The organism is Pseudomonas petrae, from assembly GCF_021728295.1.
Classification (GTDB): domain Bacteria; phylum Pseudomonadota; class Gammaproteobacteria; order Pseudomonadales; family Pseudomonadaceae; genus Aquipseudomonas; species Aquipseudomonas petrae.
The window spans coordinates 268,492-294,781 of the sequence record NZ_JAKJXE010000003.1 but is presented as its reverse complement, the minus strand read 5'-3'; the positions used below and the strand labels follow the sequence as shown (position 1 = coordinate 294,781).

The window sequence follows — 26,290 nt, the reverse complement described above, 5'->3', positions numbered from 1 at the left end:
TGGCTCTATGCACACGGGCTGGGCCGTGAGTGCAGGCTCTGATTGGTCTTTGCCAGCGTATGAAAACCGCTGAAACGTGTGATGTACTCGCGCATTCATTACAAAATGCAAAAAACAAACCAAGGCTCCGAAAAGAAGCGCGGATTGAGGAATTACGAGCGTTTTTTGGACGGCAGGCCCGGCGACAGTGCATGGATTCCTGAATGCCGAACCAAAATGGGCTTTTAGGGCGAAACCTCGTTCAGGTTGCGCACCACAATGGAGCATAGCCGGTCAGGCAGGGTTTAGCGGAAAAACGGAAAGAAGCTCGACTCCTCTTCCGGCTTGTCCTTGATGGGGCATTCGGGGCGCACGCCGTAATCATCGGTTTTGCAGGGCTGTGCGAGTCGCTTCTGGGCCAGAGAGATGCGTATCAGGTGAAAGGGCTGATTAGGGGTTCGCTCCAGCACCCGACCGTATTGATCGATGATCTCCACGGACAGTTGGTGAGTGCCGCGGTCGATGTTTGTCAGCGGAAAAACCGGGCTGCGCGTTGGCTCGCCATAGGGTTTGCTGTCGAGCAGCAACCGGTACACGTGGCCTGGCTGCAACTCGGGATCATTGCTGACGGTGACGTTCAGGTTGCCCTCAATGTCGCGAATCGTGCTGTCAGGCTCCGGCGCCAGAATGCGCAGCAACTGATAATGAAAGATGGGGCTGGCCGCCGGCTTTGCTTTGGATGGCCGACTGGGCACATTCGTGGGTTGGGCGACCCGATTGGTCGGCGCAATGTCGACCTTCTTCGCGTTGCGGTGAGGCTGATCGGTGAAGACCCGATTGCCGTCCGCATCGACGTAGGTATACACCTCGGCGAGGACGGACTGGCTCACGCTGAACAGCAGGCACAGGGCAAGTGCTAGCCGACACCGGCGTTTAAGGTCGACCGACATGGACCCGCTGCACTGTCAGGTTGACCGTCTCGCTTTGCTGGATTGAACGCTGATTTTCCAGCACCTGAACCGACAGGCTGTGTTCGCCCCGGTCAAGCTCCATGACCTGCAGCCGCGGAATGTTGGTGGGCTGGCCGTAGGGCGCGCCGTCCACAATCAACTGCAGCAAATGCCCGGGCTGTAAACGAGGCTCTATGGCGACGCCAACGGTGAACGAGCCGTTGTTGGCGCGGAGCGCTTCGTCCTGGGGCAGGTCTTTCAGCGCGAGCACCTGATAGGCAGCGGCGCTTTGCTGGTTCTGGGTTTGGTTCTGCGTCGCGGGCAGTGGCGGCGGCGCGGCAGGCACGACGGTCTCGACGCTATTGAGCGGCGGCAACTCGACGGTTTCGGCTTTTGTGCCGTTCGGCGGCTGATTGCTGTAGGCCGTGTTCCCGGAGGCATCGGTGTATTTGTAGATCTGCGCGGCAGCGGGCAGTGCAAACACCAGCAACAGAAGGGCGAGACATTGACGCATGAACACTCCAGTGCAGCGATCAGGACAACCAACAATGGTGCCGCGCTAAATGCATGGCGCGGCACGGGTCAGCATAGAGGAATACTGATCAAGAGTGTCATTCGAGAAGCGGACCCGCTTGCCTGCTCACTGGCTTGCCGTGGTCCGACAGAGGTCGCCTGCCGCCCGTTGCAGCGCGGTCACGATGAAGGGATCACTTGCCTGTCGCTGGATTTCCGACTGCACCCAGCCTGGGCATTTGGCATCACTGCGATAAGGTTGAAACGCCGAGTAACGTTGCATCAACACCGGCAGCAGCGTGTCCAGCCGACCCCGGATGCCATCTGTGAGACTGGATTCGGGCTTCTCCGGGGAGTGGCCGGTTTCACGCCACTGCTCAATGCGCGCATATTGCACCATCTTGTTGGCTTCCATCTGGGCGGTCATAAATTCGTGTACGTCGTCGGCGGCCAGTTTGAATTCGCCCGCCCGCGATTCGGCGTTCTGGATCACCAGACGCTCGCGCTCACTGTCCTGCACCGGCTTGCCGCTGTGCCATTTGCTACGCGCCACGTCATTGGCGATTTCCAGCCGTTGCTCCATGGCCGCAATAAGCGGTTGAAGTTGCGCGGGAGGCTGCTGAGCGTTCGCTGCATAAAGGCCTGGCGCGAAAATGGCCAGCGTAAGGAGGGCCATCTGAATCAGCTTGAGCATGATGGTGTGTTCTCGCATGAGTGATCTTGGCTCGCGATCGGCGAGGCATGTGATTCACGTTTTCGGAAAAGTAGGAGTGCTGACCATATTGCCCCAGTAGGTCATCTCAAGTGCGTTACATATGTATGTACATGACGCAGGAGCAGGCAAGGAGAAAAGCCATCGTGGCGTTGCACGTGGAAGGTGTTGCCCATCTGCATGCGGTGGCGCACGGCGGGCACAAAAAAGGCCTCCCGAAGGAGGCCTCTTTTTCACGCGGCTTTCGCCGGCGCGACTGGATCAGCAGCTGTAGTACAGCTCGTATTCCAGTGGGTGTACGAAGGTGCGCACTTTGATTTCTTCTTCGGATTTCAAAGCGATGTAAGCGTCGATGAAGTCGTCGCTGAATACGCCGCCTTTGGTCAGGAACGCACGACCTTTATCCAGCTCTTCCAGGGCTTCTTTCAGGCTGCCGCAAACTTGTGGAATCTCTTTCGCCTCTTCAGGCGGCAGGTCATACAGGTTTTTGTCAGCAGCATCGCCAGGGTGGATCTTGTTCTGGATGCCGTCCAGGCCAGCCATCAACAGTGCAGCGAACGCCAGGTACGGGTTGGCTGCCGGGTCCGGGAAACGTGCTTCGATACGACGGCCTTTAGGGCTGTTGACGTAAGGAATACGGATCGACGCCGAACGGTTACGAGCCGAGTAGGCCAGCATGACCGGGGCTTCGAAACCTGGAACCAGACGCTTGTACGAGTTGGTTGCCGGGTTGGTGAAGCCGTTCAGTGCCTTGCCGTGCTTGATGATGCCGCCGATGAAGTACAGAGCGGTGTCGGACAGGCCGGCATAACCCTCGCCTGCGAAGGTGTTCTTGCCATCTTTGGAGATGGACATGTGAACGTGCATACCCGAACCGTTATCGCCGTACAGAGGCTTGGGCATGAAGGTAGCGGTGCGGCCGTAAGCGTCGGCAACGTTGTGCACGACGTATTTCAGGGTCTGAACTTCGTCAGCCTTTTTAACCAGCGTGTTGAATTTCACGCCGATTTCGTTCTGGCCAGCGGTTGCCACTTCGTGGTGGTGAACTTCGACGACTTGGCCCATTTCTTCCAGAGCGTTGCACATTGCGGTGCGGATTTCGTGGTCGTGGTCGAACGGTGGAACCGGGAAGTAGCCGCCTTTGATGCCTGGACGGTGGCCCTTGTTACCGCCTTCGATGTCCGCGTCGGACATCCATGAACCTTGTTCGGAGTAGATCTTGAACATGGAGCCGGAGATGTCGGACTTGAACTTCACTTCGTCGAAGATGAAGAATTCTGGCTCAGGGCCGGCGAATACAGTGTCACCGATGCCGGTCGACTTCAGGTATTCCTCGGCGCGGTGAGCGATGGCGCGTGGGTCGCGGTCGTAACCTTGCATGGTCGAAGGTTCGATGATGTCGCACACCAGGATCAGGGTAGGCTCTTCGGTGAACGGATCCAGGACGGCGGTTTCGTCGTCCGGCAGCAGGATCATGTCGGAGGCTTCGATGCCTTTCCAGCCCGAGATGGAGGAACCGTCGAACATTTTGCCGACTTCGAAGAAGTCGTCTTCCAGCGCATCGCGGGCCGGCATGGTCACGTGGTGCTGAGTGCCTTTGGTGTCCGTGAAGCGCAGATCAATCCACTTAACGTCATGATCTTTGATGAGTTGAACCGACTTCGACATGTTGTCCTCCGGGGTGGATTAGGGCCTGAGTAGTGGTTGGCCCTTCAATTTGGGTGATGCCGGGCGCGATACTCGACCAAGGCAACCTGCCTCACAAGGGAGCAATTTGCATGCCAATGCCCTGTGTTGGGTTTTCCGAGGGAATACCTGCCTTTAAGCGTACTAAACGTCGCAAATTCGAAAACATGCGCACCGTTGTGGTGCTAAGTAATTGTATACAGGGCCGTTTTGGTGCGCGGACGATTGGCTATACGATAACTGGTTAAACCTTGAGCAATTTCCGCTATAATCCGCGCCCCCCTTTTTCGACCGGGACCTAGCGCGCTGTTTTCATGAAATTAATCGTCAAAGTCTTCCCAGAAATCACTATCAAAAGCCGGCCTGTGCGCAAGCGCTTCATCAAACAGCTGGCCAAGAACATCCGTACGGTGCTCCGCGATCTGGACCCGGCGTTGGTGGTGGATGGTGTGTGGGACAACCTTGAGGTCGAAACGAAGGTCGAGGATGCCAAAGTCCTGCGCGAGATGACCGAGCGGCTGAGCTGCATGCCCGGCATCACGCACTTTCTGCAGGTTGACCAATATCCGCTGGGCGACATGGACGACATTTACGAGAAGTGCAAACTGCACTTCGGCGATGCGATCCCCGGCAAGATTTTCTCGGTGCGCTGCAAGCGTGCCGGTCATCACGACTTCAGCTCCATGGACGTCGAAAAATACGTCGGCAGCAAGCTGCGCCGTGAATGCAACGCCGCCAGCATCTCGCTGAAGGCGCCGGAAGTCGAAGTCAGAATCGAAATCCGGGACCAGCGCCTGTTCGTGATTCACAGCCAGCACAACGGCATTGGCGGTTATCCGCTGGGTTCGCTTGAACAGACCCTGATCCTGATGTCCGGTGGTTTTGACTCCACCGTGGCGGCCTACCAGATCATGCGCCGTGGCCTGATGAGCCATTTCTGCTTCTTCAATCTGGGCGGACGTGCCCACGAACTGGGCGTGATGGAAGTCGCGCACTTCATCTGGAAGAAGTACGGCAGCTCCCAGCGAGTGCTGTTCGTCAGCGTACCGTTCGAGGAAGTTCTGGGAGAAATTCTCGGAAAAGTCGATAACAGTCATATGGGCGTAGTATTGAAGCGTATGATGTTGCGCGCTGCGAGCGACATTGCCGACCGGCTGGAAATCGACGCGCTTGTCACCGGCGAGGCGATTTCTCAGGTGTCCAGCCAGACGCTGCCCAACCTGTCGGTTATTGACTGTGTGACGGAGAAGCTGGTCCTGCGACCGCTGATCGCCAGTCACAAGCAGGACATCATCGACTTGGCCGATCAGATCGGCACCGGCGATTTTGCCCGGCACATGCCCGAATACTGCGGTGTGATTTCGGTGAATCCGAAGACCGCCGCTAAGCGCAACCGGGTCGAGCACGAAGAAAAATCGTTCGACATGGCCGTGCTCGAGCGTGCGCTTGAAAACGCTCGTCTGGTACCGATCGATCGCGTGATCGAGGAATTGGGCCAGGACATTCAGATTGAAGAAGTCAGTCAGGCGCTGGCCGGGCAAGTGGTTATCGACATCCGTCACCCGGATGACACTGAAGACCGCCCGCTGGCTCTGACTGGCGTTGAAGTACAAACGCTGCCGTTCTTTGCATTGAACAGCCGTTTCAAGGAACTGGATGACACGCGCCAGTACCTGCTCTATTGCGACAAAGGCGTCATGAGTCGCCTGCATGCTCATCATCTGCTCAGTGAGGGGCATGCCAATGTGCGCGTTTATCGACCGAGCTAAGTGCCCGGGGCTGTTTGCCTGTGGCTTGCGTCACCGGCCCCCCGACACCAGTCGTCAGCCGTAACGGCTTTCGCCGGCTCTACCGTTCATAGCTGCCTACAATCAGGCAGCTGACCGAATCCTCTGATCGAGATACACAAGTGATCGAAAATCTACGCAACATCGCCATCATTGCTCACGTTGACCACGGTAAAACTACCCTTGTTGACAAGCTCTTGCGTCAATCCGGCACCCTGGAACGCGGCGAGCTCAACGATGAGCGCGTGATGGACTCCAACGACCAGGAAAAAGAGCGTGGTATCACCATTCTCGCGAAGAACACCGCGATCAACTGGAATGGCTACCACATCAACATCGTTGACACCCCGGGCCACGCCGACTTCGGTGGTGAAGTAGAGCGCGTGATGTCGATGGTTGACTCCGTTCTGCTGCTGGTCGACGCTCAAGACGGCCCTATGCCGCAAACCCGTTTCGTGACCAAGAAGGCGTTCGAAGCCGGCCTGCGTCCAATCGTGGTCATCAACAAGGTTGACCGTCCGGGCGCGCGTCCGGACTGGGTTCTGGACCAGATCTTCGACCTGTTCGACAACTTGGGTGCCACCGAAGAACAGCTGGACTTCAAAGTCGTTTACGCCTCTGCGCTGAACGGTATTGCCGGTCTGGAACACACCGCCATGGCCGAAGACATGACCCCGCTGTACCAGTCGATCGTCGACAACGTACCTGCGCCGAAAGTCGACCGTGAGGGTCCGTTCCAGATGCAGATCTCGGCACTGGACTACAACAGCTTCCTGGGCATCATCGGCGTTGGCCGTATCGCCCGTGGCAAGGTCAAGCCGAACACCCAGGTTGTGGCGATCGACGCCAACGGCAAGCGCCGTAACGGCCGTATCCTGAAGCTGATGGGTCACCACGGTCTGCACCGTGTAGACGTAGAAGAAGCTGCTGCCGGCGACATCGTCTGCATCAGCGGCTTCGAAGAGCTGTTCATCTCCGACACCCTGTGCGACCCACAGAATGTTGAAGCGATGAAGCCGCTGACCGTCGACGAACCTACCGTATCCATGACCTTCCAGGTCAACGATTCGCCTTTCTGCGGTCGAGAAGGCAAGTTCGTCACCAGCCGTAACATCAAAGAGCGTCTGGACAAAGAGCTGCTGTACAACGTTGCGCTGCGCGTTGAAGAAGGCGACACCGCCGACAAGTTCAAGGTCTCGGGCCGTGGTGAGCTGCACCTCTCGGTACTGATCGAAACCATGCGTCGCGAAGGCTTCGAAATGGGTGTTGGTCGTCCTGAAGTGATCATCCGCATGGTTGATGGCGTCAAGCACGAACCGTACGAAAACGTCACCATCGACCTGCCGGAAGAATCGCAGGGCTCAATCATGGAACAGATCGGTATCCGTAAGGGCGATCTGACCAACATGGTTCCGGATGGCAAGGGCCGTGTTCGCCTTGAGTACAACATCCCGGCACGTGGCCTGATCGGTTTCCGTAACGAGTTCCTGACCCTGACCTCCGGTGCAGGCATCCTGACCTCGATCTTCGACCGTTACGACGTGATGAAGTCCGGCGACATGTCCGGCCGTCAGAACGGCGTGCTGGTTTCGGTTGCGACCGGTAAGGCTCTGACTTACTCGCTGGAAACCCTGCAAGCTCGCGGCAAACTGTTCCTGGGCCACGGCGAAGACGTGTACGAAGGTCAGATCGTCGGCATCAACAGCCGCGACAACGACCTGGGCGTCAACCCAACCAAAGGCAAGAAGCTCGACAACATGCGTGCTTCCGGTAAAGACGAAACCATCGCTCTGGTTCCGCCTATCCGCTTCACGCTGGAACAAGCGCTCGAGTTCGTTCAAGAAGACGAACTGTGCGAAGTGACGCCGAAGTCGATCCGCCTGCGTAAGAAAATTCTTGGCGAAAGCGAGCGTACCCGCGCTGCCAAGAAAAGCGGCAACTGATTAACTTTTAGTCAGCCGTAAAAAAACGCCCCCGACTGCAAGGTCGGGGGCGTTTTTGTTTGTGTGGGGTTTAGGCGATGAAAGGGCGCTGCTGCCGGTGGCGCTCGAACTGGCCTCTTCCCGGCTAAAGCCGGTCCCACTGACGCCGTGCGTACTAGTAGGACCGGCTTTAGCCGGGAAGGCGTACGCGAACCCTACAGAGGCTTTAGAACTTCAACGGCACCCGGCCGGAGTTCGAATTCAGCGTACCGGTGCTTTCGCGCACGACTTCTTTTGGCTTGTACGCGCAGTAACCCGGGCGCGGGCCGATCTTCGGGTGGTTGCGGCAAGTGTCGGGGCGTTTTTCATAGATCGTGCACAGGCGGCTCTTACGATCCAGATACAGGCAATCGTTGTTGCTCATGCGCTGCAGGGTGAAGATCCCGGACTTCTGATTGAAGCGCTCGACGATCCCGTCCTTCTGCAACCGCTTGGCGATATTCTTCGGGTTTTCGCCCTGTTCGAACTCGTCGACGATGCCGATGCGGATCAGGTCCTTGATCTTCACTTCCACAGGCAGCGTGCAGCAGCTGGACACGCAGCCTCCGCACATATAGCTGGAGTATTTCTGCCAGGTCTCGATGCGGTCGAGTTCTGCAGCGGCGATCAAGGTGGGTTTCATGCGCGTGTGCTTCCGGGTGTATCGGGCGCGCGATCATACCGGTCCGCGCGCAATTCCCCTATCGCAAAATAATCGATGCGACTGTCGGCTGCTGCCAGGCAGATCATTTCTGTCGCTCATTTCAGACGAGCACGGTCTTCGCCAATGCCTCGACTTGCTCCTGCCGCTCGCTCTGGTTCAGCTTTGCCCCCGGATTCAGCGACGACCATTGCGGATGCGCCCGTGCCTTGTGCAGCGCCTCCGGCAGCTTGCCTTCGCGCCAGGTCTTGTCCAGAGGCTCTGTCAGTTTGATGCTCTCCATCGCGGCATGGCCGCGCACTTCAAGCGCTTGCAGCAGTTGCCGTTGGCGCAGCGCCAGCAGTCGCAGCACGGCATCGTCGACAGTCAGTTCGCGCTGACCCTTTAACTTGTCCATCAGGCGGCCGCCGTAACTGCGCGCTGTTTGCAGAGCGCCGCCGGCAATCGCGCCGACCACTGCCGCCGCACCCAGCGTGATGCCGCCGACCAGCAAGTCCACGCCTGCACCTGCCGCCGCGCCCGCAGCGATACCGCCACCCACGCGCACGCCAAGCAATTTCAAGGTTTCGGGATTGAACAGGTCATCGCCCCAGCGGCCATCCATCAACGGCAAATCGCTGGCCGAGGCGTCTTCACGACGAAACGCGTAGAGCTTGAGCAGCGACTCGACGCAACGCTGTTCGCGCTGGCGCACGGCTTTGCGCAGACCGTCGATGGCGGCCTGCACCTGACCGGAATCCGTCGCAACACTTCGACGGCAGGCTGCGCAGTCCAGCAACAGTTCAGAGATCAGCCTGGCTGCGCTCTGCTTGCGGGCGTCACGCTGGGCCTGCTGGTCTGCGATAAGACGCTCCAGCCTTTCGCGTGAAGTTTCCAGCAACAGGGCGAGGCTTTCATACAGGCGGCGTTCGCCATCTTCGGGCGGGGCAACGCTGTCGAAGCGCACCAGCGCATGCAGGCCAATACGCGCCAGTGCTTCACGCCAGTCTGGTTCGCGTTGCTGCGCACTGCTGACAAAATTGAGCACGGGCAGCAACGGTTTGCCGCAACTGGCAAGCACGGCAAGCTCGTCGCGATACTTGGCAAGCACCGGCTCCCGCGCGTCGATCACGTAAAGGCCTGCGTCGGAGGCGAGCAACTGGCGCAGCACCTTTGCTTCCTGCTCGAAACGCTGACGCGCCTCGCTGCCTTCGAGAAAGCGTCCGAGCCGCGCCGGGCCATCGAGCCGTTCGCCGGGTCGGTCCAGCCGTTCAAGATAGTCGAGCAGGGCGATGGCGTCTTCCAGACCGGGCGTGTCGTACAGCTCCAGCAACGCTTCGCCGTCCACCGACAACCGCGCGCCTTCGACATGCCGCGTGGTGCTGGGACGATGGGAGACTTCGCCGAAGCCGACATCGCGCGTGAGCGTGCGCAGCAACGACGTTTTGCCGACGTTGGTGTGGCCAACCACGGCTAGTTTCAGCGGGCGCATTGCGTCCTTGTCAGTCATGTGCGCTCTCCAGCCAGGTCACTGGCGCACTGTCGGTCCAGTGCAGTTCAAGCTGCTGCAGCGCTGTGTGCCAATCCTCCAGTCGGTCGGCGTCCAGCGCCTGTCCGGTGGGGGCAGGCAACAGCCAGATGCGCGTCGCGGTAGCACACCGCGCGAGTTCGGCAATCAACGCCAGGCTGCCGCGATCCGGCGAGCGACGTGGGTCGCAGGCGATGGCAAGGCGCGCAGGCGGATAGCGTGTCAATTGGTCGAGCAGCCTACGCCGTGACTCCCGGGAGTCGAGAATGCCGGCGTTCACCACGCTGTCGGGAAGCTCGGGCGGCCACGGCTGCTGATTGTCCAGCTCGATGGCGACCAGCAGCGCGCCCTGGCTTTCGCTCGCTGATGGACCTGTGTTTACCGCGTGAAGCTGAGGGGGCGCTGCGTCGTTGATGCCCAGCCGTTCACTGCTGGGCATCAAGCGCTCGCGCAGTTCGACGAAACCGGGGTGACTCAGATCAAGGGCCAACCCTTGTCGACCCACGCGCCAACGCAGGTAACAAAATATCGTCAGCAGCAGGCGCGGCAAAACTCCGAACACCACCAGCACGCCGACCAGCCATCCGGCCCAGGCCTGACGGGCGTTTTCGATGGCGAGCGCGTTGTCTCCGCTGGCGCGTATCATGGACTCGGTGGGCACGCTGAAACCCAGCAGCGAGGGGATCGCTCCCAGGCCTCGGGTCAGGCTGACAAAGGTGTCGCTGCCCAGAATGGTGGTTTCCCAGACGAAGCCGTAGCGCCGCGTCGCCATCAGCAAGAGCAGCAGCACCAGGGCGCTGAGCAGGGCAAGCAGCCACAGGCCGTTGACGCAGATGCCCAGCACCCAGCGGTTCAGACGCTTGCGTTGGAGCAGCAATATCAACGCAGGCGCGAGCTGCGCCGCCTGGGCATCGCGCGCCAGTTTCTCGCTCAGCCACAGCCATAGGCGACCGAGGCCAGCGGTACTTTCCCCGACGAAGAGCACGCCTGTGGCCCAACTCAACAGCAGAATCAGATTAAGGCCGAGCAGGCTGCCCAGCGCCCAGAACACATTGACGGGCGTCTGTCCGTCGCCCAATGCGGCGAAAGCCAGTCCGGCCCCGCTGACCACCGCGAAAACCGCCAGCAGGATCAACGCCAGACGCGCACCTTGTTTCCAGTGATGCAGGGCCTTGCGCATGCCGTCACGTTCGGCGAGCCACAGGGCGCGGTGTTTGATCCGGGTTTGCAGGTCGCCCGCAGCGGCGCGGGCGCGGCGGTTGGCTTCTTCGTCTTCGAGCGCGCCGGCGTGTTCTTCACGCAAGCGCACGGCTTCGGTCAGCCAGAGTTCATCAAGGGGAGTCAGTGCAGTCACGCGGCGTCTCGTCGGTAAAGTCGTGGGTGAGCATAACCGGTGTGGCTGCGATCGCGCAGCGAACGGGTATCGGTGCTTGGACCGCGTGGCGAGTGAATGTGCTGGGAGAGGGCGCTCTGATATCCTCGCGCCATGAAAAAACATCTCCCCCTGAGCTTGATCGCCGCACTCGCTGAAAACCGGGTCATCGGCGTCGACAATTCCATGCCCTGGCACCTGCCGGGGGATTTTAAATATTTCAAGGCGACCACGCTGGGCAAGCCGATCATCATGGGTCGCAAGACCTGGGATTCGCTCGGCCGTCCGCTGCCCGGCCGGTTGAATCTGGTGGTCACTCGCCAACAGGATTTGCAGCTTGAGGGCGCGGAGGTTTTCACCTCTCTGGAAGCGGCGGTGCATCGCGCTGAGGAGTGGGCGCGCGAGCAAGGTGTCAGCGAAGTGATGCTGATCGGCGGCGCCCAGCTTTATGGCCAGGCCCTCGAGCACGCTGACCGCCTGTACCTGACCCGCGTGGCGCTGAGTCCTGAAGGCGATGCGTGGTTTCCGGAGTATGACGAGGGCCGGTGGACGCTGGTCTCGAATACAGAGAACCCGGCACTGGATGACAAGCCTGCGTACAGCTTCGAGGTTTGGGAGCGAGTCTGATATCGCTATCGCAAGCAAGCTCACTCCTACAGGGGAGTGCGGTCAACTGTAGGAGCGCGCTTGCCCGCGAATGCGTTGTGTCTGCCACCCATTAATCCCCTGACACGACGCGCTCGCCAGCAAGCCGGCTCCCACAGATTTAAAAAGGCTCAGTCTTGTCACAAAAACGTCGTTTTAATGTCATCTGTCGCGAATGGCGATCAAGGTGACGCCATCAGGACGGACGCTGTCGCTGACGCATCCAAACAGTCATGGCTTTTTGTTACGGTCCTCCTCGAACCAAAAAAGGGGAGGAGATCACCATGAAATTCGTACCAGCATTATTGGCCACTGCGATGTGTCTGGGCCTTGCCGGACAGGCGTTCGCCACCGAGCTGACCCACTGGCCCGAGCCCGCTGCCAAGCAGCTCAACGCCATGATTGCGGCAAATGCCAACAAAGGTAACTTCGCCGTTTTTGACATGGACAACACCAGCTACCGCTACGACCTGGAAGAGTCGCTGCTGCCGTACATGGAAAACAAAGGGCTGATCACCCGCGAGACGCTCGATCCTTCCCTAAAGCTCATCCCGTTCAAGGACACCGCTGACCACAAGGAAAGCCTGTTCAGCTACTACTACCGCCTTTGCGAAATCGACGACATGGTCTGCTACCCGTGGGTGGCGCAGGTGTTTTCCGGCTTCACCCTCAAAGAACTCAAAGGCTACGTCGACGAACTGATGGCATCGGGCAAGCCCGTGCCGAGCACGTATTACGAAGGCGACGTGGTCAAGACCATCGAAGTGCAGCCGCCCAAGGTCTTCACCGGTCAGGCCGAGCTGTACAACAAGCTGATGGAAAACGGCATCGAGGTCTATGTGATGACCGCGGCCTCCGAAGAGCTGGTTCGCATGGTCGCCGCTGATCCCAAGTACGGCTACAACGTGAAGCCGCAAAACGTCATCGGCGTGACCACGCTGCTGAAGAACCGCGAGACAGGCGAACTGACCACCGCGCGCAAGCAGATCACCGCCGGCAAATACAATGAAAAGGCCAACCTCGGTCTTGAGCTGACCCCTTACCTGTGGACCCCGGCAACCTGGATGGCCGGCAAGCAGGCGGCAATCCTGACCTACATCGATCAATGGAAAAAACCGGTGCTGGTGGGCGGCGACACACCGTCCAGCGATGGCTACATGCTGTTCCACAGCGTCGACGTCAGCAAAGGTGGTGTTCATCTGTGGGTCAATCGCAAGGACAAGTACATGACCCAGCTCAACGGCATGATGAAGACCAACGCCGAGGCTCAGGCCAAAGAGGGCTTGCCGGTCACGGCGGACAAGAACTGGGTAATCGTCAAGCCGGACGAGATTCAGTAAGCCGTCTCATCGCGCGGCGCGGCGATTGCCGCGCCGCGCACTGTCAGGCCCATAACCTGCGATACGCGCCGTCGGCGTCATGCTCGTCGGCCTGTTTCGCGGTATTGAAGCGCCGACCGCCCCTCGGGTCCGTTCCGTAGCCGGCGATGTACAGCCAGTTGCCCTGATTGCTGTAGACATCGTAATCCACCAGCTGCGCCTCGAACCACGCGGCCCCGGCGCGCCAGTCGCCCTTGAGATCGAAGATCAGGTAACTGGCGACGATCTGGCGCATTCGGTTGGACAAATAGCCGGTCGCTGCCAATTCCCGCATGCCAGCGTCTATCAATGCTTCCCCGGTTTCACCCCGACACCAGCGCGCAAAACCCTGTGGGTTGTGGCCCGGTTCGCTGCCACCTTTCAGGCCACTGGCGCGGTACAGGAGGCGACCGTATTTCAGGTGCAACAAGCGAAAGTAATCGCGCCACAGCAACTCGAAATAGATCCAGTACGTGCTGTCGTTGGCGCCGTGTTCGGCTTCGAAAGCCTTCAGCGCCTGATCAATCTGCGGTGCTGACAGTGAACCCAGCGCAAGCCAGGGTGAGAACTTGGTCGAGTCGTCTACCGCGCTCAGGTTGTTGCGGGTCGCCTTGTAGCTATTCGCCAGTTGCCGGTCGAAATACTGATGCAGATGCTGGAGCGCCGATTGCTCGCTGCCATCGAATGCAGGCTTTTGATAAGGAAAGGCCGAGCGTGGATCAAGATCGGGCGATTTGATGCACGGTGTGGGCTGGGCGGTTATGCCGTCTGGCAATTCAGGTAGGGCTGCCGGTGCGTCCAGCACGGTGCGCGAGGGCGTGCGAGCTTTTTCCACCGAGCGGCGGAAGCTGCTGAATACGTCCGGCAGTTGCTCGACGTGCATCGGCAGCGAGTCGAGTGTGAGCAGGCTGGACTGCCAGTGATCTTCGACCTGAAGACCGTCGGCGCGCAGCGCTTCAACCTGTGCCTCCTCCTCAGGGGCTGCGATGCGTTCGCAGACGATTTTTTCGACGCCCAGCCGCCGCGCGAGCGCGATCAATTGTTCAACGGGATCACCTTCCATTTGCAGCAGTGCGCTGCCCTTGGCCGTCAACTGGTTGGCCAGGGCGTTCACCGCTGCGCTTTCTATGGATTGGCAGTGAGGTCCCTTTCGTGGAAAGCCCCACGGCGTTGACGTCTGCGGCGAGGCGCAATACACCGGCAGCAACAGGTGAGCCTGGTCGCACGCCTGAGTGAACGCAGGGTTGTCGGCAAGCCGAAGGTCCTGACGGAACCAATAGATCAACGTATTCATGTGAAGGTCTCAGCGTCTATGGATCAAGGCCTTGATCAGTGGGTGACAGGACGTGGTCCCTTTTCCGTGCGAAGAGAAGCTAAACAGGATTGCACTTTTGAGCCATAGTCCTTCAAGTAAATGACTTGAAGGGGCTCAAATGAAAGCGTTGTCGCTGTCTTCGTCGCCAAGGTATGTCGGCCTGCTGGGTTATGGTGGCTTGCTGCCGTTCGTTGGGCTGCTGTTGCTGATCCTGTTCTCAGTCCAATACCGTCCTTTCTTGACGCAGGCGCTGGTCGCTTACGGGGCCGTGATCCTGAGCTTTGTGGGCGCGCTGCATTGGGGGTTCGCCATGACCTTGCAAGGCTTGAATGCCGATCAGTGTCGCGGGCGGTTCATCTGGAGTGTCATCCCGGCGCTGATCGCCTGGCCTGCTCTGTTATTGCCGGCACCGCTGGGGCTTTTGCTGTTGATTTTCGGTTTCGTCGCGCACTACTGGCAGGACCGGCGTCTGGTGAAAGCCACGACACTGCCCGCCTGGTATTTGCCAATGCGTCTGCGTTTAACGTTGGTCGCCAGTCTTTGCCTGCTGCTGGGCGCGATCACTGTAGCCATTGGCTCATGAAACCGCCGGTGTCCGGTTCTACGCCCGTACCGGGCGGTCGCCTTTCAAGACTGATGCGCTTCGGCGGCCTGGCCACGGGCGTTGCGGGTGCAATGCTGACTGACGGTGCGCGGCAATGGGCGCAGGGTAAGCGGCCCTCGCTCAGTGATTTGTTGCTGACGCCAGGCAATGTGCACCGGGTAACCGAGCAGTTGTCGCAACTACGCGGTGCCGCCATGAAAGTGGGTCAGCTGCTGTCGATGGATGCCGGTGATCTATTGCCGCCAGAACTTAGTCAGGTCCTTTCGCGTTTGCGCTCTGAAGCGAATCCGATGCCCATGAGCCAATTGGTGATGGTCCTCAACGAGGCCTGGGGCACAGGTTGGGAAGCGCGCTTTGAGCGATTCTCCTTCACACCGCTGGCGGCCGCGTCTATCGGTCAGGTTCATGAGGCCGTCAGCAAGGACGGTCAACGTCTGGCGATCAAGGTCCAGTATCCCGGCGTGCGCGAGAGCATCGCCAGTGATGTGGACAACGTTGCGACGTTGTTGCGCATGTCGGGCCTGCTACCAAAGGAAATGGACGTGAAACCGTTGCTCGACGAGGGCAAGCGTCAATTGCAGGATGAAGCCGACTACCTGCAGGAGGCCGAGCATTTGCGCGCTTTCGGTGAGTTGTTGGCCGACAGTAGCGACTTTCTGGTGCCCAAGGCCCATGGGCAATGGAGCACATCAAATATTCTGGTCATGTCTTTTGCCGATGGCGTTGCCGTGGAGTCGCTGGAGCAGGCTTCTCAGCCAGTGCGTGACCGAATCATCACGTTGCTGTTTGGCCTGTTACTGCGCGAGGTTTTCGAGTTTGGTCGCGTGCAGACCGATCCAAACTTCGCCAACTATCGCTACCAGCAGGATACCGGCCGGTTGGTGCTGCTCGACTTCGGCGCCACACGACTTTATGCACCGGACACCGCCCAGGCCTATCGTCGTTTACTCAATGCGGGATTGCGCGCAGACAGGACGACACTGGCGAAAGAGGCACTTGAGGTGGGTTATTTTCAGGGTGAAAACCTGCCGCGCCATCGCCAGGTTTTGATCGACCTGATCATCAAGGCCTGCGAGCCATTGCGGCATAACGGCGCTTACGATTTCGGCACGTCCGATCTGGCTTCGCAGTTGCGCGATGCCGGATGGCAGTTGGGGACTGACCGGGATTTCTGGCACACACCACCGGTCGATGTGCTGTTCCTGCATCGCAAGGTCGCCGGGCTTTATCTGGTGGCGGCGAAATTGAAGGCCCGGGTGGATGTTCGACGCGTGTTCGAGCCTTACCTCCTCTAAGCGGCAGGCAGACAAAAAAACACCCCGACCTGCGGGGTGTTTTTCAGTGCGGGGTGATGCTTACGGCATCAGCTTATCGAGCATCGCCTTGTCACGCACGGCACCCTTGTCGGCGCTGGTGGCCAACAATGCATACGCCTTCAGCGCGGTGGTCACTTTGCGAGGGCGCGACTCAACCGGCTTCCAGCCTTTCTTGTCCTGCTCGGCGCGACGTTCGGCCATTTCCGCGTCGTCGATCATCAGATTGATCGAGCGATTGGGAATGTCGATCAGCACTTTGTCGCCGTCACGAACCAGACCGATCGCGCCACCGGCTGCGGCTTCAGGAGAAGCGTGGCCGATGGACAGGCCAGAGGTTCCGCCCGAGAAACGCCCGTCAGTCAGCAGCGCACAGTCTTTGCCCAGGCCTTTGGATTTCAGGTACGACGTCGGGTACAGCATTTCCTGCATGCCCGGGCCGCCTTTCGGGCCTTCGTAACGGATGATCACGATGTCGCCGGCCTTTACTTCGTCCGCCAGAATGCCGCGTACGGCGCTGTCCTGGCTTTCGAAAATCTTGGCGTTGCCTTCGAACACGTGAATCGACTCGTCCACACCGGCGGTTTTCACCACGCAGCCGTCCACTGCGATATTGCCGTACAGCACGGCCAGGCCGCCTTCTTGCGAGTACGCGTGCTCGACGCTGCGGATGCAGCCGTTCTCGCGGTCGTCGTCCAGGGTTTCCCAACGAGTCGACTGGCTGAAAGCCGTTTGGGTCGGAATACCGGCAGGGCCGGCTTTGAAGAAGTGATGCACCGCTTCGTCGTCAGTCTGGGTGATGTCCCACTTGGCGATGGCTTCTTCCATGGATTTGCTGTGCACGGTCGGCAAGTCGGTGTGCAACAGGCCGCCACGGGCCAGCGAGCCGAGGATGCTGAAGATGCCGCCGGCGCGGTGGACGTCTTCCATGTGGTATTTCTGGATGTTGGGCGCAACCTTGCACAACTGCGGCACGCGGCGCGACAGGCGATCGATGTCGCGCAGGTCGAACGGAATCTCCGCTTCCTGGGCAGCGGCCAGCAAATGCAGGATGGTGTTGGTCGAACCGCCCATGGCGATGTCGAGGGTCATCGCGTTTTCAAACGCCTTGAAGTTGGCGATGTTGCGCGGCAGCACCGAGTCGTCGTTGTCTTTGTAGTAGGTTTTGCACAGGTCGACGATGGTGCGGCCGGCCTGCAGGAACAGCGCTTCGCGGTCGGAGTGAGTCGCCAGCGTGGAACCGTTACCCGGCAGCGCAAGCCCCAGGGCTTCAACCAGGCAGTTCATCGAGTTGGCGGTGAACATACCGGAGCACGAACCACACGTCGGGCAAGCGCTGCGCTCGTACTCGGCGACTTTCTCGTCGGATGCGGTTGGGTCGGCGGCAATGACCATCGCGTCGACCAAATCCAGGCCGTGGCTCGCGAGTTTGGTCTTGCCGGCTTCCATCGGACCGCCGGAAACGAAGATCACCGGGATGTTCAGGCGCAACGCAGCCATGAGCATGCCGGGGGTGATCTTGTCGCAGTTGGAGATGCAGACGATGGCATCGGCGCAGTGGGCGTTGACCATGTACTCGACTGAGTCGGCGATGATCTCGCGGCTGGGCAGCGAATACAGCATGCCGTCATGGCCCATGGCAATGCCGTCATCCACCGCGATGGTGTTGAATTCCTTGGCCACGCCGCCTGCTCTTTCGATCTCTCGCGCCACCAACTGACCCAGGTCCTTCAAGTGGACATGGCCCGGCACGAACTGGGTGAATGAGTTGGCGATGGCGATGATCGGCTTTTTGAAATCGTCGTCCTTCATGCCCGTGGCACGCCACAAGGCGCGCGCGCCGGCCATGTTGCGGCCGTGGGTGGACGTTTTCGAACGGTAATCAGGCATTGGAACACTCCGGCTAATCGGCTGAATGAGGAAGGGAGTGAGCTTCTAGTGACGTCGTGTGCAAAAGGCAGTGACCGGATGCAACGAAGAAACCGAACGATACGGGATCACCGTACGCCCAGCCTGAGCTCATAAACCCGCCGGGGGTGACTGGCGATGAATAGCGCTGATTCTACACCTGTGAGGGCGGGAGGGAATGGTGGGAAGTGGTGGCCGTCAGGTCTCAGGTCTGATTCGGGAGCTCTGGTGACTTTCAGGCCTTTTCGCGGGCAAGCGCGCTCCTACAGTTGACCGCGTCGGTTGCCGACGACATTCCTCGATGTACATGGCGGATGAGACGCGATACACGACATCGCGGACAACGCTGATATCACGGATCTATGCGGTCCACTGTAGGAGCGCGCTTGCCCGCGAACGCGTCATCGCGGACACATCCGGAATATCTGTTTGCCGCAGGACTGATCGCCTGTGCACTAGCCTGATCTCGCACACCTCTCACTGCGCAAAGGAATGCGAATGTCACAAAGAAGCGCTGATTTGCGGCTAGGCCGATATTCGGGAGTAGGGCAGATTTATCTTCTGACCTCTGTGGTGCATGGCCGACAACCTCTGTTCGCCAACTGGCGCACCGGCCGGCTGGTGGTCGAGGAGTTTCGCCGGGCCCAGCAGGCTGGCATTGCAGAATCTCTGGCGTGGGTTGTCATGCCGGACCATTTTCACTGGCTTGTAGTATTGAGAGAGGGGACCTTGGGAATGCTGGTGCGCCGGGTTAAATCCGGCAGCGCGCTGGCGATCATGCGGGCGGGTTACACACCGCTTCGGGTATGGCAGAAGGGTTATCACGACCGGGCGGTAAGGCGGGAGGAAGATTTGCAAGCCGTCGCGCGTTACATCGTTGCCAATCCGTTGCGGGCCGGGCTGGTGAAACGCGTGGGGGATTATCCGCTCTGGGATGCCGTGTGGCTGTGAGATTTTTTCGCGGGCAAGCGCGCTCCTACAGTTGACCGCGTCGACTGCTGGCCACATCGTCTACCGGACAACGCGGACAACGCGGACAACGCGGACAACGCGGACAACGCGGACAACGCGGACAACGCGGACAACGCGGACAACGCGGACAACGCGGACAACGCAAACGTCGCGGGCCTGCGCGGTCAGTGTAGGAGCGCGCTTGCCCGCGAAGGCGTCAGTCCAGGCGCCACATCAGCTATTGGGCAACAACCGGCAGGTGATGCTTTTGATGTAGCGCGTTTCGGGGATGGCCGGGTGGACCGGGTGGTCCGGGCCCTGGCCGCCGCGTTCCAACAGCTGGATATTGCGGTCCAGATGGCGGGCGCTGGTAAGCAGGATGTTTTGCAGGTCGTCTTCCGGCAGGTGCATCGAGCAGGAAGCGCTGACCAGAATGCCGTCCTTGCTGAGCAGGCGCATGGCTTGCTCGTTCAGGCGGCGGTAGGCGCCTTCACCGTTTTTCATGTCTTTCTTGCGTTTGATGAATGCAGGCGGGTCGGCAATGATCACATCGAAACGCTCTTCAGCTGCTTTCAGCTCCTTCAGCGCTTCAAACACGTCGCCTTCGATGCAGGTGACCTTTTCCGCGAAGCCATTCAGTGCCGCGTTACGCTCCACGCCGTCCAGCGCAAAAGCCGACGCGTCGACACAGAACACTTCGCTGGCGCCAAACGCACCGGCCTGGATGCCCCAGCCGCCGATGTAACTGAACAGGTCCAGCACTCGCTTGCCCTTGGCGTACGGCGCCAGGCGCGCGCGGTTCATGCGATGGTCGTAGAACCAGCCGGTCTTCTGGCCTTCCATCACAGGCGCTTCGAACTTTACGCCGTTTTCTTCCAGCGCGACCCACTCCGGCACCAGGCCGAACGCAGTTTCAACGTAACGGTTCAGCCCTTCGGCGTCGCGCGCGGCGGAGTCGTTCTTGAGCAGAATGCCGCTTGGCTTGATCACTTGAATCAGCGCCGCGAGCACGTCGTCCTTCAGCTGCTCCATGGCCGCTGACGCCAGCTGCACCACCAGAATATCGCCGAAGCGATCGACCACCAGACCCGGCAACAGGTCGGAGTCGCCGTAGACCAGACGATAGAACGGCTTGTCGAACAGACGCTCGCGCAGTGACAGGCACACGTTAAGGCGATGCACGAGCAGCGACTTGTCCAGTGGCAGCTTGACGTCGCGGGACAGTAAACGTGCGCAGATCAGATTTTGCGGGCTCATCGCGACAATGCCCAGCGGCTTGCCGCCAGCAGCTTCCAGAATGGCTTGAGCGCCCGGAGCAAAGCCGTTGAGCGGGGTGGCAGCGACGTCGATTTCGTTGCTGTAGACCCACAAATGACCGGCGCGCAGGCGGCGATCGGCGTTGGGCTTGAGGCGCAAGCTAGGCAGGGACATGACGTCGCTCCGGAAAAAAGAGCGGGAGTATAGCGCGTCAGCCTGCTGGCGGGCGCGCCGTGCTCGATTACCGTCTGGCTGTCCGTCGGATCCGTTGAATCGTCACCCAGTTGTCGACGCATGGCTGCCAGGGGTTAGAATCGTGGCCTGACCCCGAGTGTGAAGTTATGTCCCAAGAGCTTACGTCCGAGCAGATCCAGCAGGCGTTACAAGGCATCAGCATTCCGCCCCAGCCGCAAATCATGGTGGATTTGCAGATGGAGCAGTACATGCCCGACCCTGACCTGGGTGCGATCGCCCGGTTGATCGCGCAGGATCCGGGCCTCTCCGGCGCGCTGCTGAAAATTGTCAACTCCAGCCATTACGGCCTGAGCAATAAAATCGCTTCGATTCAGCGGGCGGTGAATCTGCTCGGCAGTCGCTCGGTCATCAACCTGATCAACGCGCAGTCGATCAAGGGTGAGATGAGTGATGAAACCATCGTCGTGCTCAACCGTTTCTGGGACACCGCCCAGGACGTCGCAATGACCAGTCTGACGATCGCCAAGCGCATCGGCTCGCAAACGGTCGACGAATCCTACGCGCTGGGCCTGTTTCATGACTGCGGGGTGCCGTTGATGATCAAGCGCTTCCCCGATTACATGAGCGTGCTCGAAGAAGCTTATTCCAACGCCACCGCTGAGTGCCGGGTGATCGACACCGAGAACAGGCTGCTTAATACCAACCATGCCGTTGTCGGTTATTTCACCGCCAAATCGTGGCGTTTGCCCGAACATGTCAGCAACGCAATCGCCAATCACCACAACGCGCTGGCGATTTTTCAGGACGACTCGGGTCGCAATGCGCCGCTGAAAAACATGCTGGCCATCTTGAAAATGGCCGAGCATGTCTGCGAATCCCACCGGGTCCTGGGCAACGAGCCCGTCGACCACGAGTGGAACAGCGTTGGTCATCTGGTGCTCGACTACGTCGGTTTGTCCGGCTACGACTTCGAAAACCTCAAAGAAAGTATTCGTGAGCTGAGCGTGCACTGACCCTGTGCGCCTGATCTTGCCCTTCATCGAGCTGCCGCATGCCTGAATTACCTGAAGTCGAAACCACACGCCGGGGCATCGCGCCGCATCTGGTGGGCCAGCGCGTCAGCCGGGTGATCGTGCGTGATCGTCGCCTGCGCTGGCCAATCCCCGAAGACCTCGACGTGCGCCTGTCGGGGCAAAAAATCGTGGCCGTCGAGCGTCGTGCCAAATACCTGTTGATCCAGGCGGAGGTCGGTACCTTGATCAGCCACCTCGGCATGTCGGGCAATTTGCGTCTGGTGGATGTCGGTCTGCCGCCCCTCAAGCACGAGCACGTCGACATCGAACTCGAGTCCGGTCTGGCCTTGCGCTACACAGACCCTCGGCGTTTCGGCGCCATGCTCTGGAGCCTCGATCCGCTCAACCATGAATTGCTCGCGCGCCTCGGGCCGGAACCGCTGACGGACGTGTTTGACGGTCTGCGTCTGTTCGAGCTGTCTCGCGGCCGGGCGATGGCGGTCAAGCCGTTCATCATGGACAACGCGATCGTCGTGGGCGTCGGCAACATCTATGCGACCGAAGCGTTGTTTGCGGCCGGCATTGATCCGCGCCGCGCCGCCGGGAGCGTATCCAAGGCGCGCTATATAAAGCTGGCGATTGAAATCAAACGCATCCTGGCCGCAGCCATCGAGCGGGGCGGTACGACGCTGCGTGATTTCATCGGCGGGGACGGCCAGCCCGGTTACTTCCAGCAGGAACTGTTCGCTTACGGACGCGGCGAGCAGCCGTGCAAAGTGTGCGGGACCACGCTGCGAGAAGTGAAGCTGGGTCAGCGGGCCAGCGTTTACTGCCCGAAGTGCCAGAAGTAGTCCCCGACAGCAGCAGCGCGGTCGGCCGGAATGACTGACCGCCGCGCGATCGCCAGGGATTATCCGATACCTCCTACAGGGCGTATGTCGTCAATGAGACACGCCGCCCCTTGCGTAAGCCCGCGCCCTGTTTATAGTGAATAGCTTCATATCTGCCTTGCCTGAAGGACCATGCCATGAGCCCGTTTCGCATGCTTGCTGCCACCTTGGCCGTGTTCTTCGGCTTGCAATTCACGCCTGCGCTGGCTCAGGACGCGACCGGCAGTGGTGATCCTGTCTACGAAATCGAAAGCCCTCCCGCCTACGCGATGATCGGCGACCTGCTGATTGCGCGGCCGATTCTCATCGTCGCGACCATCATTGGCGCCGGGTTGTTTGTGGTTGCACTGCCATTCACCGCCACGGGCGGCGGCATTGGCCGCACCGGCAAGGCGCTGGTCGTGGATCCGGGCAAGGCCGCATTCGTCCGCTGCCTGGGTTGCACCGGCGACGGTTACGGCAAGCAGGACTGATCGGCGCAGGCGCGCATCAGCTTCAGCGCGCCATCGGGCTTGAAGGTCGTCGAAACGCCCATGCCCCGCGGGTCACTGGCCGCTTCGACCCGGGCACTGTTCTTGTGCCACAGCAGCACCTGCTGATTGCCAAAATTCTTTGCCGTCTCCTTCGGCGCATAACCGCGCTCGCGCAGGTCAGCCAATTCCTGCTCCGTGAATGTCCCGGGCTCGTACTCGACCACGTCCGGCATGTATTGGTGGTGATAGCGCGGGGTCGATGTCCAGCTGGCAATGGGCTGATCGTCCAGGTACTGCAGCATCGACAGCAGCACCATGCTGGGGATGCGGCTGCCGCCCGGGGTGCCGAAAGCGGCGAGCGATTGCGGGCCTTCGATAAAACTCGGGCTCATGCTTGAGATCGGTCTCTTGCCCGGCTCGATGGCATTGGCGTGACCCGCTGCCACCGCCGAATTGCCCTGGCCGTTGGGGTCGATGGCAAAGTCGTCCATTTCATCGTTGAGGATGATTCCGGTGCCGGGCACGGTAAACGCTGAGCCGAACGGCAGATTCAGCGACAATGTCGCCGTCACGGCGTTGCCTTCGTTATCCAGTACGGCGAAATGACTGGTGTTGTCGCCCTCACGCCAGCGCGGGGCGGGGGGCAGGATGTTGTTGGGCGTAGCGCGGTGAGGATCGATGCTGGTGGTCAGCTGCAGCAAATAGTCGGTGGAAAGGAGTTGAGCTACGGGGTTGGGCACGAAGTCCGGATCCCCCAGCAACACCCGATCACGGTAAGCGCGGCGCAGCGCCTCGATCACAAAGTGCGCCCGCTGGATTTTGCCCGACTCCCGCCACGGCAGCTGTTGCAGCATAAACAGGCTTTGCGCCAGAGCAATGCCACCTGCCGAGGGCGGCGGTGCGCTGATCAGCTCGCGTTGATCGGCCATCTGAAAGCGCATAGGCGTGCGCGTAATGACTTCATACTCTTCAAAATCGTGGTAATTCCAGATGCCGCCGGCGCGACGAACGCCGCTGACCATCGCCTGCGCCACCAGGCCGCTGTAGAACCCTGCGCGGCCATTGTCGGCAAGTCGCTCCAGCGTCTGCGCCAGCTCCGGCTGGGTGATAACGTCACCCAGATTTGGCACATCGTTGTTGCGCAGGAACAGGCGCGCGCTTTCTTTGTTGTTACGTAGCGCAAAGAGCCGCCAACTGGCGCGTTCGCGATAAACGCTGTCCACTTTGAAGCCGCGGTAGGCGACCCGGATCGCCGGCGCCAGCGAGATCGAAAGCGGCAATCGGCCATAGCGTTCGGCGAGTTCGACCAACGCAGCGGGAAGCCCTGGAATCGCGGCCGCCAGTGGTCCGTTCAGGGACAGGTCCGGTTGGAGGATCCCCTTGCGGTGGAACATCTTGGGTTTGGATTTGAGCGGCGCCTTTTCCCGCGCGTCCAGAAACTGATACTGAACGGGGTCGCCGGATTGGCGCAGCAGGAAAAATCCGCCACCGCCGAGGCCCGACCCGTAAGGTTCAACGACGGCGAGCGTGGCGCTGATGGCAATGGCGGCATCGAATGCGTTGCCGCCGTCGACCAGGATTTCCTGACCGGCGGCCGTCGCGATGGGATGCGGGCTGGCGATGGCAGCCTGTTCAGGGTGATCGGGACTGGCCTGGGCCGAAAAAACGCACAGCAGAAACACTGCGCCTGACAAAACAGGTATCCGTTCCAGCATAGAGATCATGCGTATCTCGCTCAATTCAACAGGCGTTACAAGCCAGTGTCTTCGGCGAAAGCACGTATGCCGACAGGATATGCGTTCGGTTATGCCTTGCTGGTGATCAGGTTGTACTTGGCCATGAGCTCGTCCTTGCTCTCGACGTGGTTTTCATCCAGCGGGATGCAATCCACCGGGCAGACTTGCTGGCACTGTGGCTCGTCATAGTGGCCGACGCATTCGGTGCACAGGTTGGGATTGATCACGTAGATCTCTTCACCCTGGGAAATTGCTTCGTTCGGGCACTCGGGTTCGCAGACGTCGCAGTTGATGCAATCGTCGGTGATAATCAGGGACATGGATACTCCTGCCACGGTCGACACCGGGGCATATCAAAACGAATGCGGCGAATTGTGCCGCATTAGCGCTCGGTATGCACCTCACCTCGACGCAAGGGCTCAGGCTTTGAAGCGTTCACTCAGCGCCTGGGCCACGGCGGGGTGTACGAATTTGGTGATATCACCGCCTAACGCTGCGATTTCCCTGACCAGCGTAGATGAAATGAACGAATAGCGTTCGGACGGCGTAAGAAAAAGACTTTCGATATCCGGGGCCAGTTGCTTGTTCATGTTGGCGAGCTGAAATTCGTACTCGAAATCCGACACCGCGCGCAGGCCGCGCAGCAGGATGTTCGCGTTCTGTTCCTGGGCGAAGTGCGCCAGCAGCGTCGAGAATCCTACGACTTCCACGTTGTGCAGGTGTTTGGTCGCTTCGCGGGCAAGCGCGACGCGTTGCTCCAGCGGGAACAGGGGGTTTTTCTTGGGGCTGGCGGCAACAGCGATGACCACTTGATCGAACAGGCGCGAGGCGCGCTCGACCAGATCGCCGTGACCCTTGGTAATAGGGTCGAAGGTGCCGGGGTACAACACTCGGTTCATCGCGTCGTCCTGGTCGGAGTTCGTTGGGGACTGGATGGTAACGCAGCGCAATGGACCGGCCAAGTCGCCGCAGAGTGTAGGGGAGCTTTGCGGTGTAGCGCGAAACGCATTCCCGGCTAAAGCCGGTCCTACAGGATGACCGCGTTCAAATAGTGGGACCGGCTTCAGCCGGGAAGAGGCCGGTGTGGGCACCCTCAATTCTGCGGTGTAGCGCGAAACGCATTCCCGGCTAAAGCCGGTCCTACAGGATGAGCGCGTTCAAATAGTGGGACCGGCTTCAGCCGGGAAGAGGCCAGTCTGAGCGCCACATATTTTGTGGTGTGACGCCAAATGCCTTCCCGGCTAAAGCCGGTCCTACAGGATGACCGCGTTCAAATAGTGGGACCGGCTTCAGCCGGGAAGAGGCCGGTGTGGGCACCCTCAATTCTGCGGTGTAGCGCGAAACGCCTTCCCGGCTAAAGCCGGTCCTACAGGATGACCGCGTTCAAATAGTGGGACCGGCTTCAGCCGGGAAGAGGCCGGTGTGGGCACCCTCAATTCTGCGGTGTAGCGCGAAACGCATTCCCGGCTAAAGCCGGTTCCTACAGGATGACCGCGTTCAAATA

General features: G+C 59.9%; 23 protein-coding genes. 10 read left to right on the top strand and 13 right to left on the bottom strand.

The features are described 5' to 3' along the window. Positions 1 to 284: 284 nt before the first annotated feature. The 4 genes from L4G42_RS07080 to glnA all read right to left on the bottom strand — a co-directional run bounded on the left by L4G42_RS07080 (position 285) and on the right by glnA (position 3,822). Complete coding sequence (locus tag L4G42_RS07080; RefSeq protein WP_237252878.1) at positions 285 to 929, bottom strand: DUF4124 domain-containing protein; 645 nt, start codon at positions 927 to 929, stop codon at positions 285 to 287. After that, positions 913 to 1,443, bottom strand: coding sequence for a DUF4124 domain-containing protein (locus L4G42_RS07075; RefSeq protein WP_237252879.1), 531 nt, complete (start codon positions 1,441 to 1,443; stop codon positions 913 to 915). The genes L4G42_RS07080 and L4G42_RS07075 overlap by 17 nt, the downstream gene beginning before the upstream one ends. 126 nt (positions 1,444 to 1,569) lie before the next feature. Continuing rightward, positions 1,570 to 2,154, bottom strand: a complete 585-nt coding sequence (locus tag L4G42_RS07070) for a chorismate mutase (protein WP_237252880.1) — start codon at positions 2,152 to 2,154, stop codon at positions 1,570 to 1,572. Between the two features lie 261 nt (positions 2,155 to 2,415). Next, on the bottom strand, positions 2,416 to 3,822 hold the full coding sequence (gene glnA / locus L4G42_RS07065; RefSeq protein ID WP_037018763.1) for a glutamate--ammonia ligase: 1,407 nt from the start codon (positions 3,820 to 3,822) through the stop codon (positions 2,416 to 2,418). Positions 3,823 to 4,154: 332 nt separating this feature from the next. Here glnA and thiI point away from each other — a divergent pair, with 332 nt between their 5' ends. Together thiI and typA are read left to right on the top strand one after the other, a co-directional pair. Further along, complete coding sequence (gene thiI, locus L4G42_RS07060) at positions 4,155 to 5,609, top strand: tRNA uracil 4-sulfurtransferase ThiI (RefSeq protein ID WP_237259764.1); 1,455 nt, start codon at positions 4,155 to 4,157, stop codon at positions 5,607 to 5,609. 140 nt (positions 5,610 to 5,749) lie between these two features. After that, positions 5,750 to 7,570, top strand: a complete 1,821-nt coding sequence (typA, locus tag L4G42_RS07055) for a translational GTPase TypA (protein ID WP_237252882.1) — start codon at positions 5,750 to 5,752, stop codon at positions 7,568 to 7,570. A 205-nt stretch (positions 7,571 to 7,775) separates the two neighbouring features. Here the strand turns inward: typA and L4G42_RS07050 are convergent, their stop codons facing one another. From L4G42_RS07050 to L4G42_RS07040, 3 genes are all read right to left on the bottom strand, one after another. Continuing rightward, positions 7,776 to 8,231 (bottom strand): YkgJ family cysteine cluster protein, encoded by a 456-nt coding sequence (locus L4G42_RS07050; RefSeq protein ID WP_237252883.1) that lies wholly within the window; start codon positions 8,229 to 8,231, stop codon positions 7,776 to 7,778. Positions 8,232 to 8,352: 121 nt separating this feature from the next. Then, a complete protein-coding gene (locus L4G42_RS07045) occupies positions 8,353 to 9,720 on the bottom strand; it encodes a GTPase/DUF3482 domain-containing protein (protein ID WP_237252901.1) in 1,368 nt (455 codons plus the stop codon). A gap of 10 nt (positions 9,721 to 9,730) precedes the next feature. Then, positions 9,731 to 11,110 (bottom strand): DUF2868 domain-containing protein, encoded by a 1,380-nt coding sequence (locus tag L4G42_RS07040; RefSeq protein WP_237252884.1) that lies wholly within the window; start codon positions 11,108 to 11,110, stop codon positions 9,731 to 9,733. A 132-nt stretch (positions 11,111 to 11,242) separates the two neighbouring features. On the opposite strand from L4G42_RS07040, the gene L4G42_RS07035 reads away from it, so the two are divergent. Both L4G42_RS07035 and L4G42_RS07030 read left to right on the top strand, forming a co-directional pair. After that, on the top strand, positions 11,243 to 11,755 hold the full coding sequence (locus L4G42_RS07035; protein ID WP_237252885.1) for a dihydrofolate reductase: 513 nt from the start codon (positions 11,243 to 11,245) through the stop codon (positions 11,753 to 11,755). A gap of 302 nt (positions 11,756 to 12,057) precedes the next feature. Next, positions 12,058 to 13,113 carry an HAD family hydrolase gene (locus L4G42_RS07030; RefSeq protein WP_237252886.1) on the top strand — a complete coding sequence of 352 codons (1,056 nt, stop codon included), beginning with the start codon at positions 12,058 to 12,060 and terminating at the stop codon, positions 13,111 to 13,113. A 43-nt stretch (positions 13,114 to 13,156) separates the two neighbouring features. Here L4G42_RS07030 and L4G42_RS07025 read toward each other — a convergent pair whose 3' ends face one another. Then, positions 13,157 to 14,425: a DASH family cryptochrome gene (locus tag L4G42_RS07025; protein WP_237252887.1), complete on the bottom strand. Its 1,269-nt coding sequence runs from the start codon at positions 14,423 to 14,425 to the stop codon at positions 13,157 to 13,159. A 139-nt stretch (positions 14,426 to 14,564) separates the two neighbouring features. Here L4G42_RS07025 and L4G42_RS07020 point away from each other — a divergent pair, with 139 nt between their 5' ends. Both L4G42_RS07020 and L4G42_RS07015 read left to right on the top strand, forming a co-directional pair. Further along, on the top strand, positions 14,565 to 15,029 hold the full coding sequence (locus L4G42_RS07020; protein WP_237252888.1) for a DUF3429 domain-containing protein: 465 nt from the start codon (positions 14,565 to 14,567) through the stop codon (positions 15,027 to 15,029). 8 nt (positions 15,030 to 15,037) lie between these two features. Continuing rightward, complete coding sequence (locus tag L4G42_RS07015) at positions 15,038 to 16,345, top strand: ABC1 kinase family protein (RefSeq protein ID WP_237260678.1); 1,308 nt, start codon at positions 15,038 to 15,040, stop codon at positions 16,343 to 16,345. Between the two features lie 60 nt (positions 16,346 to 16,405). On the opposite strand, the gene ilvD is transcribed toward L4G42_RS07015, so the two are convergent. Beyond that, positions 16,406 to 18,253 (bottom strand): dihydroxy-acid dehydratase, encoded by a 1,848-nt coding sequence (gene ilvD / locus L4G42_RS07010; RefSeq protein WP_237252890.1) that lies wholly within the window; start codon positions 18,251 to 18,253, stop codon positions 16,406 to 16,408. 510 nt (positions 18,254 to 18,763) lie between these two features. Here ilvD and L4G42_RS07005 point away from each other — a divergent pair. Then, positions 18,764 to 19,222 carry an REP-associated tyrosine transposase gene (locus L4G42_RS07005; RefSeq protein WP_237252891.1) on the top strand — a complete coding sequence of 153 codons (459 nt, stop codon included), beginning with the start codon at positions 18,764 to 18,766 and terminating at the stop codon, positions 19,220 to 19,222. A 234-nt stretch (positions 19,223 to 19,456) separates the two neighbouring features. Here L4G42_RS07005 and L4G42_RS07000 read toward each other — a convergent pair whose 3' ends face one another. After that, a complete protein-coding gene (locus L4G42_RS07000; protein ID WP_237252892.1) occupies positions 19,457 to 20,653 on the bottom strand; it encodes a class I SAM-dependent rRNA methyltransferase in 1,197 nt (398 codons plus the stop codon). A gap of 221 nt (positions 20,654 to 20,874) precedes the next feature. On the opposite strand from L4G42_RS07000, the gene L4G42_RS06995 reads away from it, so the two are divergent. The 3 genes from L4G42_RS06995 to L4G42_RS06985 all read left to right on the top strand — a co-directional run bounded on the left by L4G42_RS06995 (position 20,875) and on the right by L4G42_RS06985 (position 23,050). Beyond that, positions 20,875 to 21,687 (top strand): HDOD domain-containing protein, encoded by an 813-nt coding sequence (locus L4G42_RS06995; protein WP_237260729.1) that lies wholly within the window; start codon positions 20,875 to 20,877, stop codon positions 21,685 to 21,687. A 38-nt stretch (positions 21,688 to 21,725) separates the two neighbouring features. After that, entirely contained in the window at positions 21,726 to 22,538 is an 813-nt protein-coding gene (gene mutM / locus L4G42_RS06990; RefSeq protein ID WP_237252893.1) for a bifunctional DNA-formamidopyrimidine glycosylase/DNA-(apurinic or apyrimidinic site) lyase, read from the top strand. Between the two features lie 176 nt (positions 22,539 to 22,714). Then, on the top strand, positions 22,715 to 23,050 hold the full coding sequence (locus L4G42_RS06985) for a multidrug transporter (protein ID WP_237252894.1): 336 nt from the start codon (positions 22,715 to 22,717) through the stop codon (positions 23,048 to 23,050). Here L4G42_RS06985 and ggt read toward each other — a convergent pair. From ggt to coaD, 3 genes are all read right to left on the bottom strand, one after another. After that, on the bottom strand, positions 23,032 to 24,765 hold the full coding sequence (ggt, locus tag L4G42_RS06980; protein ID WP_237252902.1) for a gamma-glutamyltransferase: 1,734 nt from the start codon (positions 24,763 to 24,765) through the stop codon (positions 23,032 to 23,034). The genes L4G42_RS06985 and ggt overlap by 19 nt on opposite strands. Before the next feature lie 89 nt (positions 24,766 to 24,854). Continuing rightward, entirely contained in the window at positions 24,855 to 25,106 is a 252-nt protein-coding gene (locus tag L4G42_RS06975) for a YfhL family 4Fe-4S dicluster ferredoxin (protein WP_065991092.1), read from the bottom strand. A 99-nt stretch (positions 25,107 to 25,205) separates the two neighbouring features. After that, entirely contained in the window at positions 25,206 to 25,685 is a 480-nt protein-coding gene (gene coaD, locus L4G42_RS06970) for a pantetheine-phosphate adenylyltransferase (protein WP_065991094.1), read from the bottom strand. Between the last annotated feature and the right edge of the window lie 605 nt (positions 25,686 to 26,290).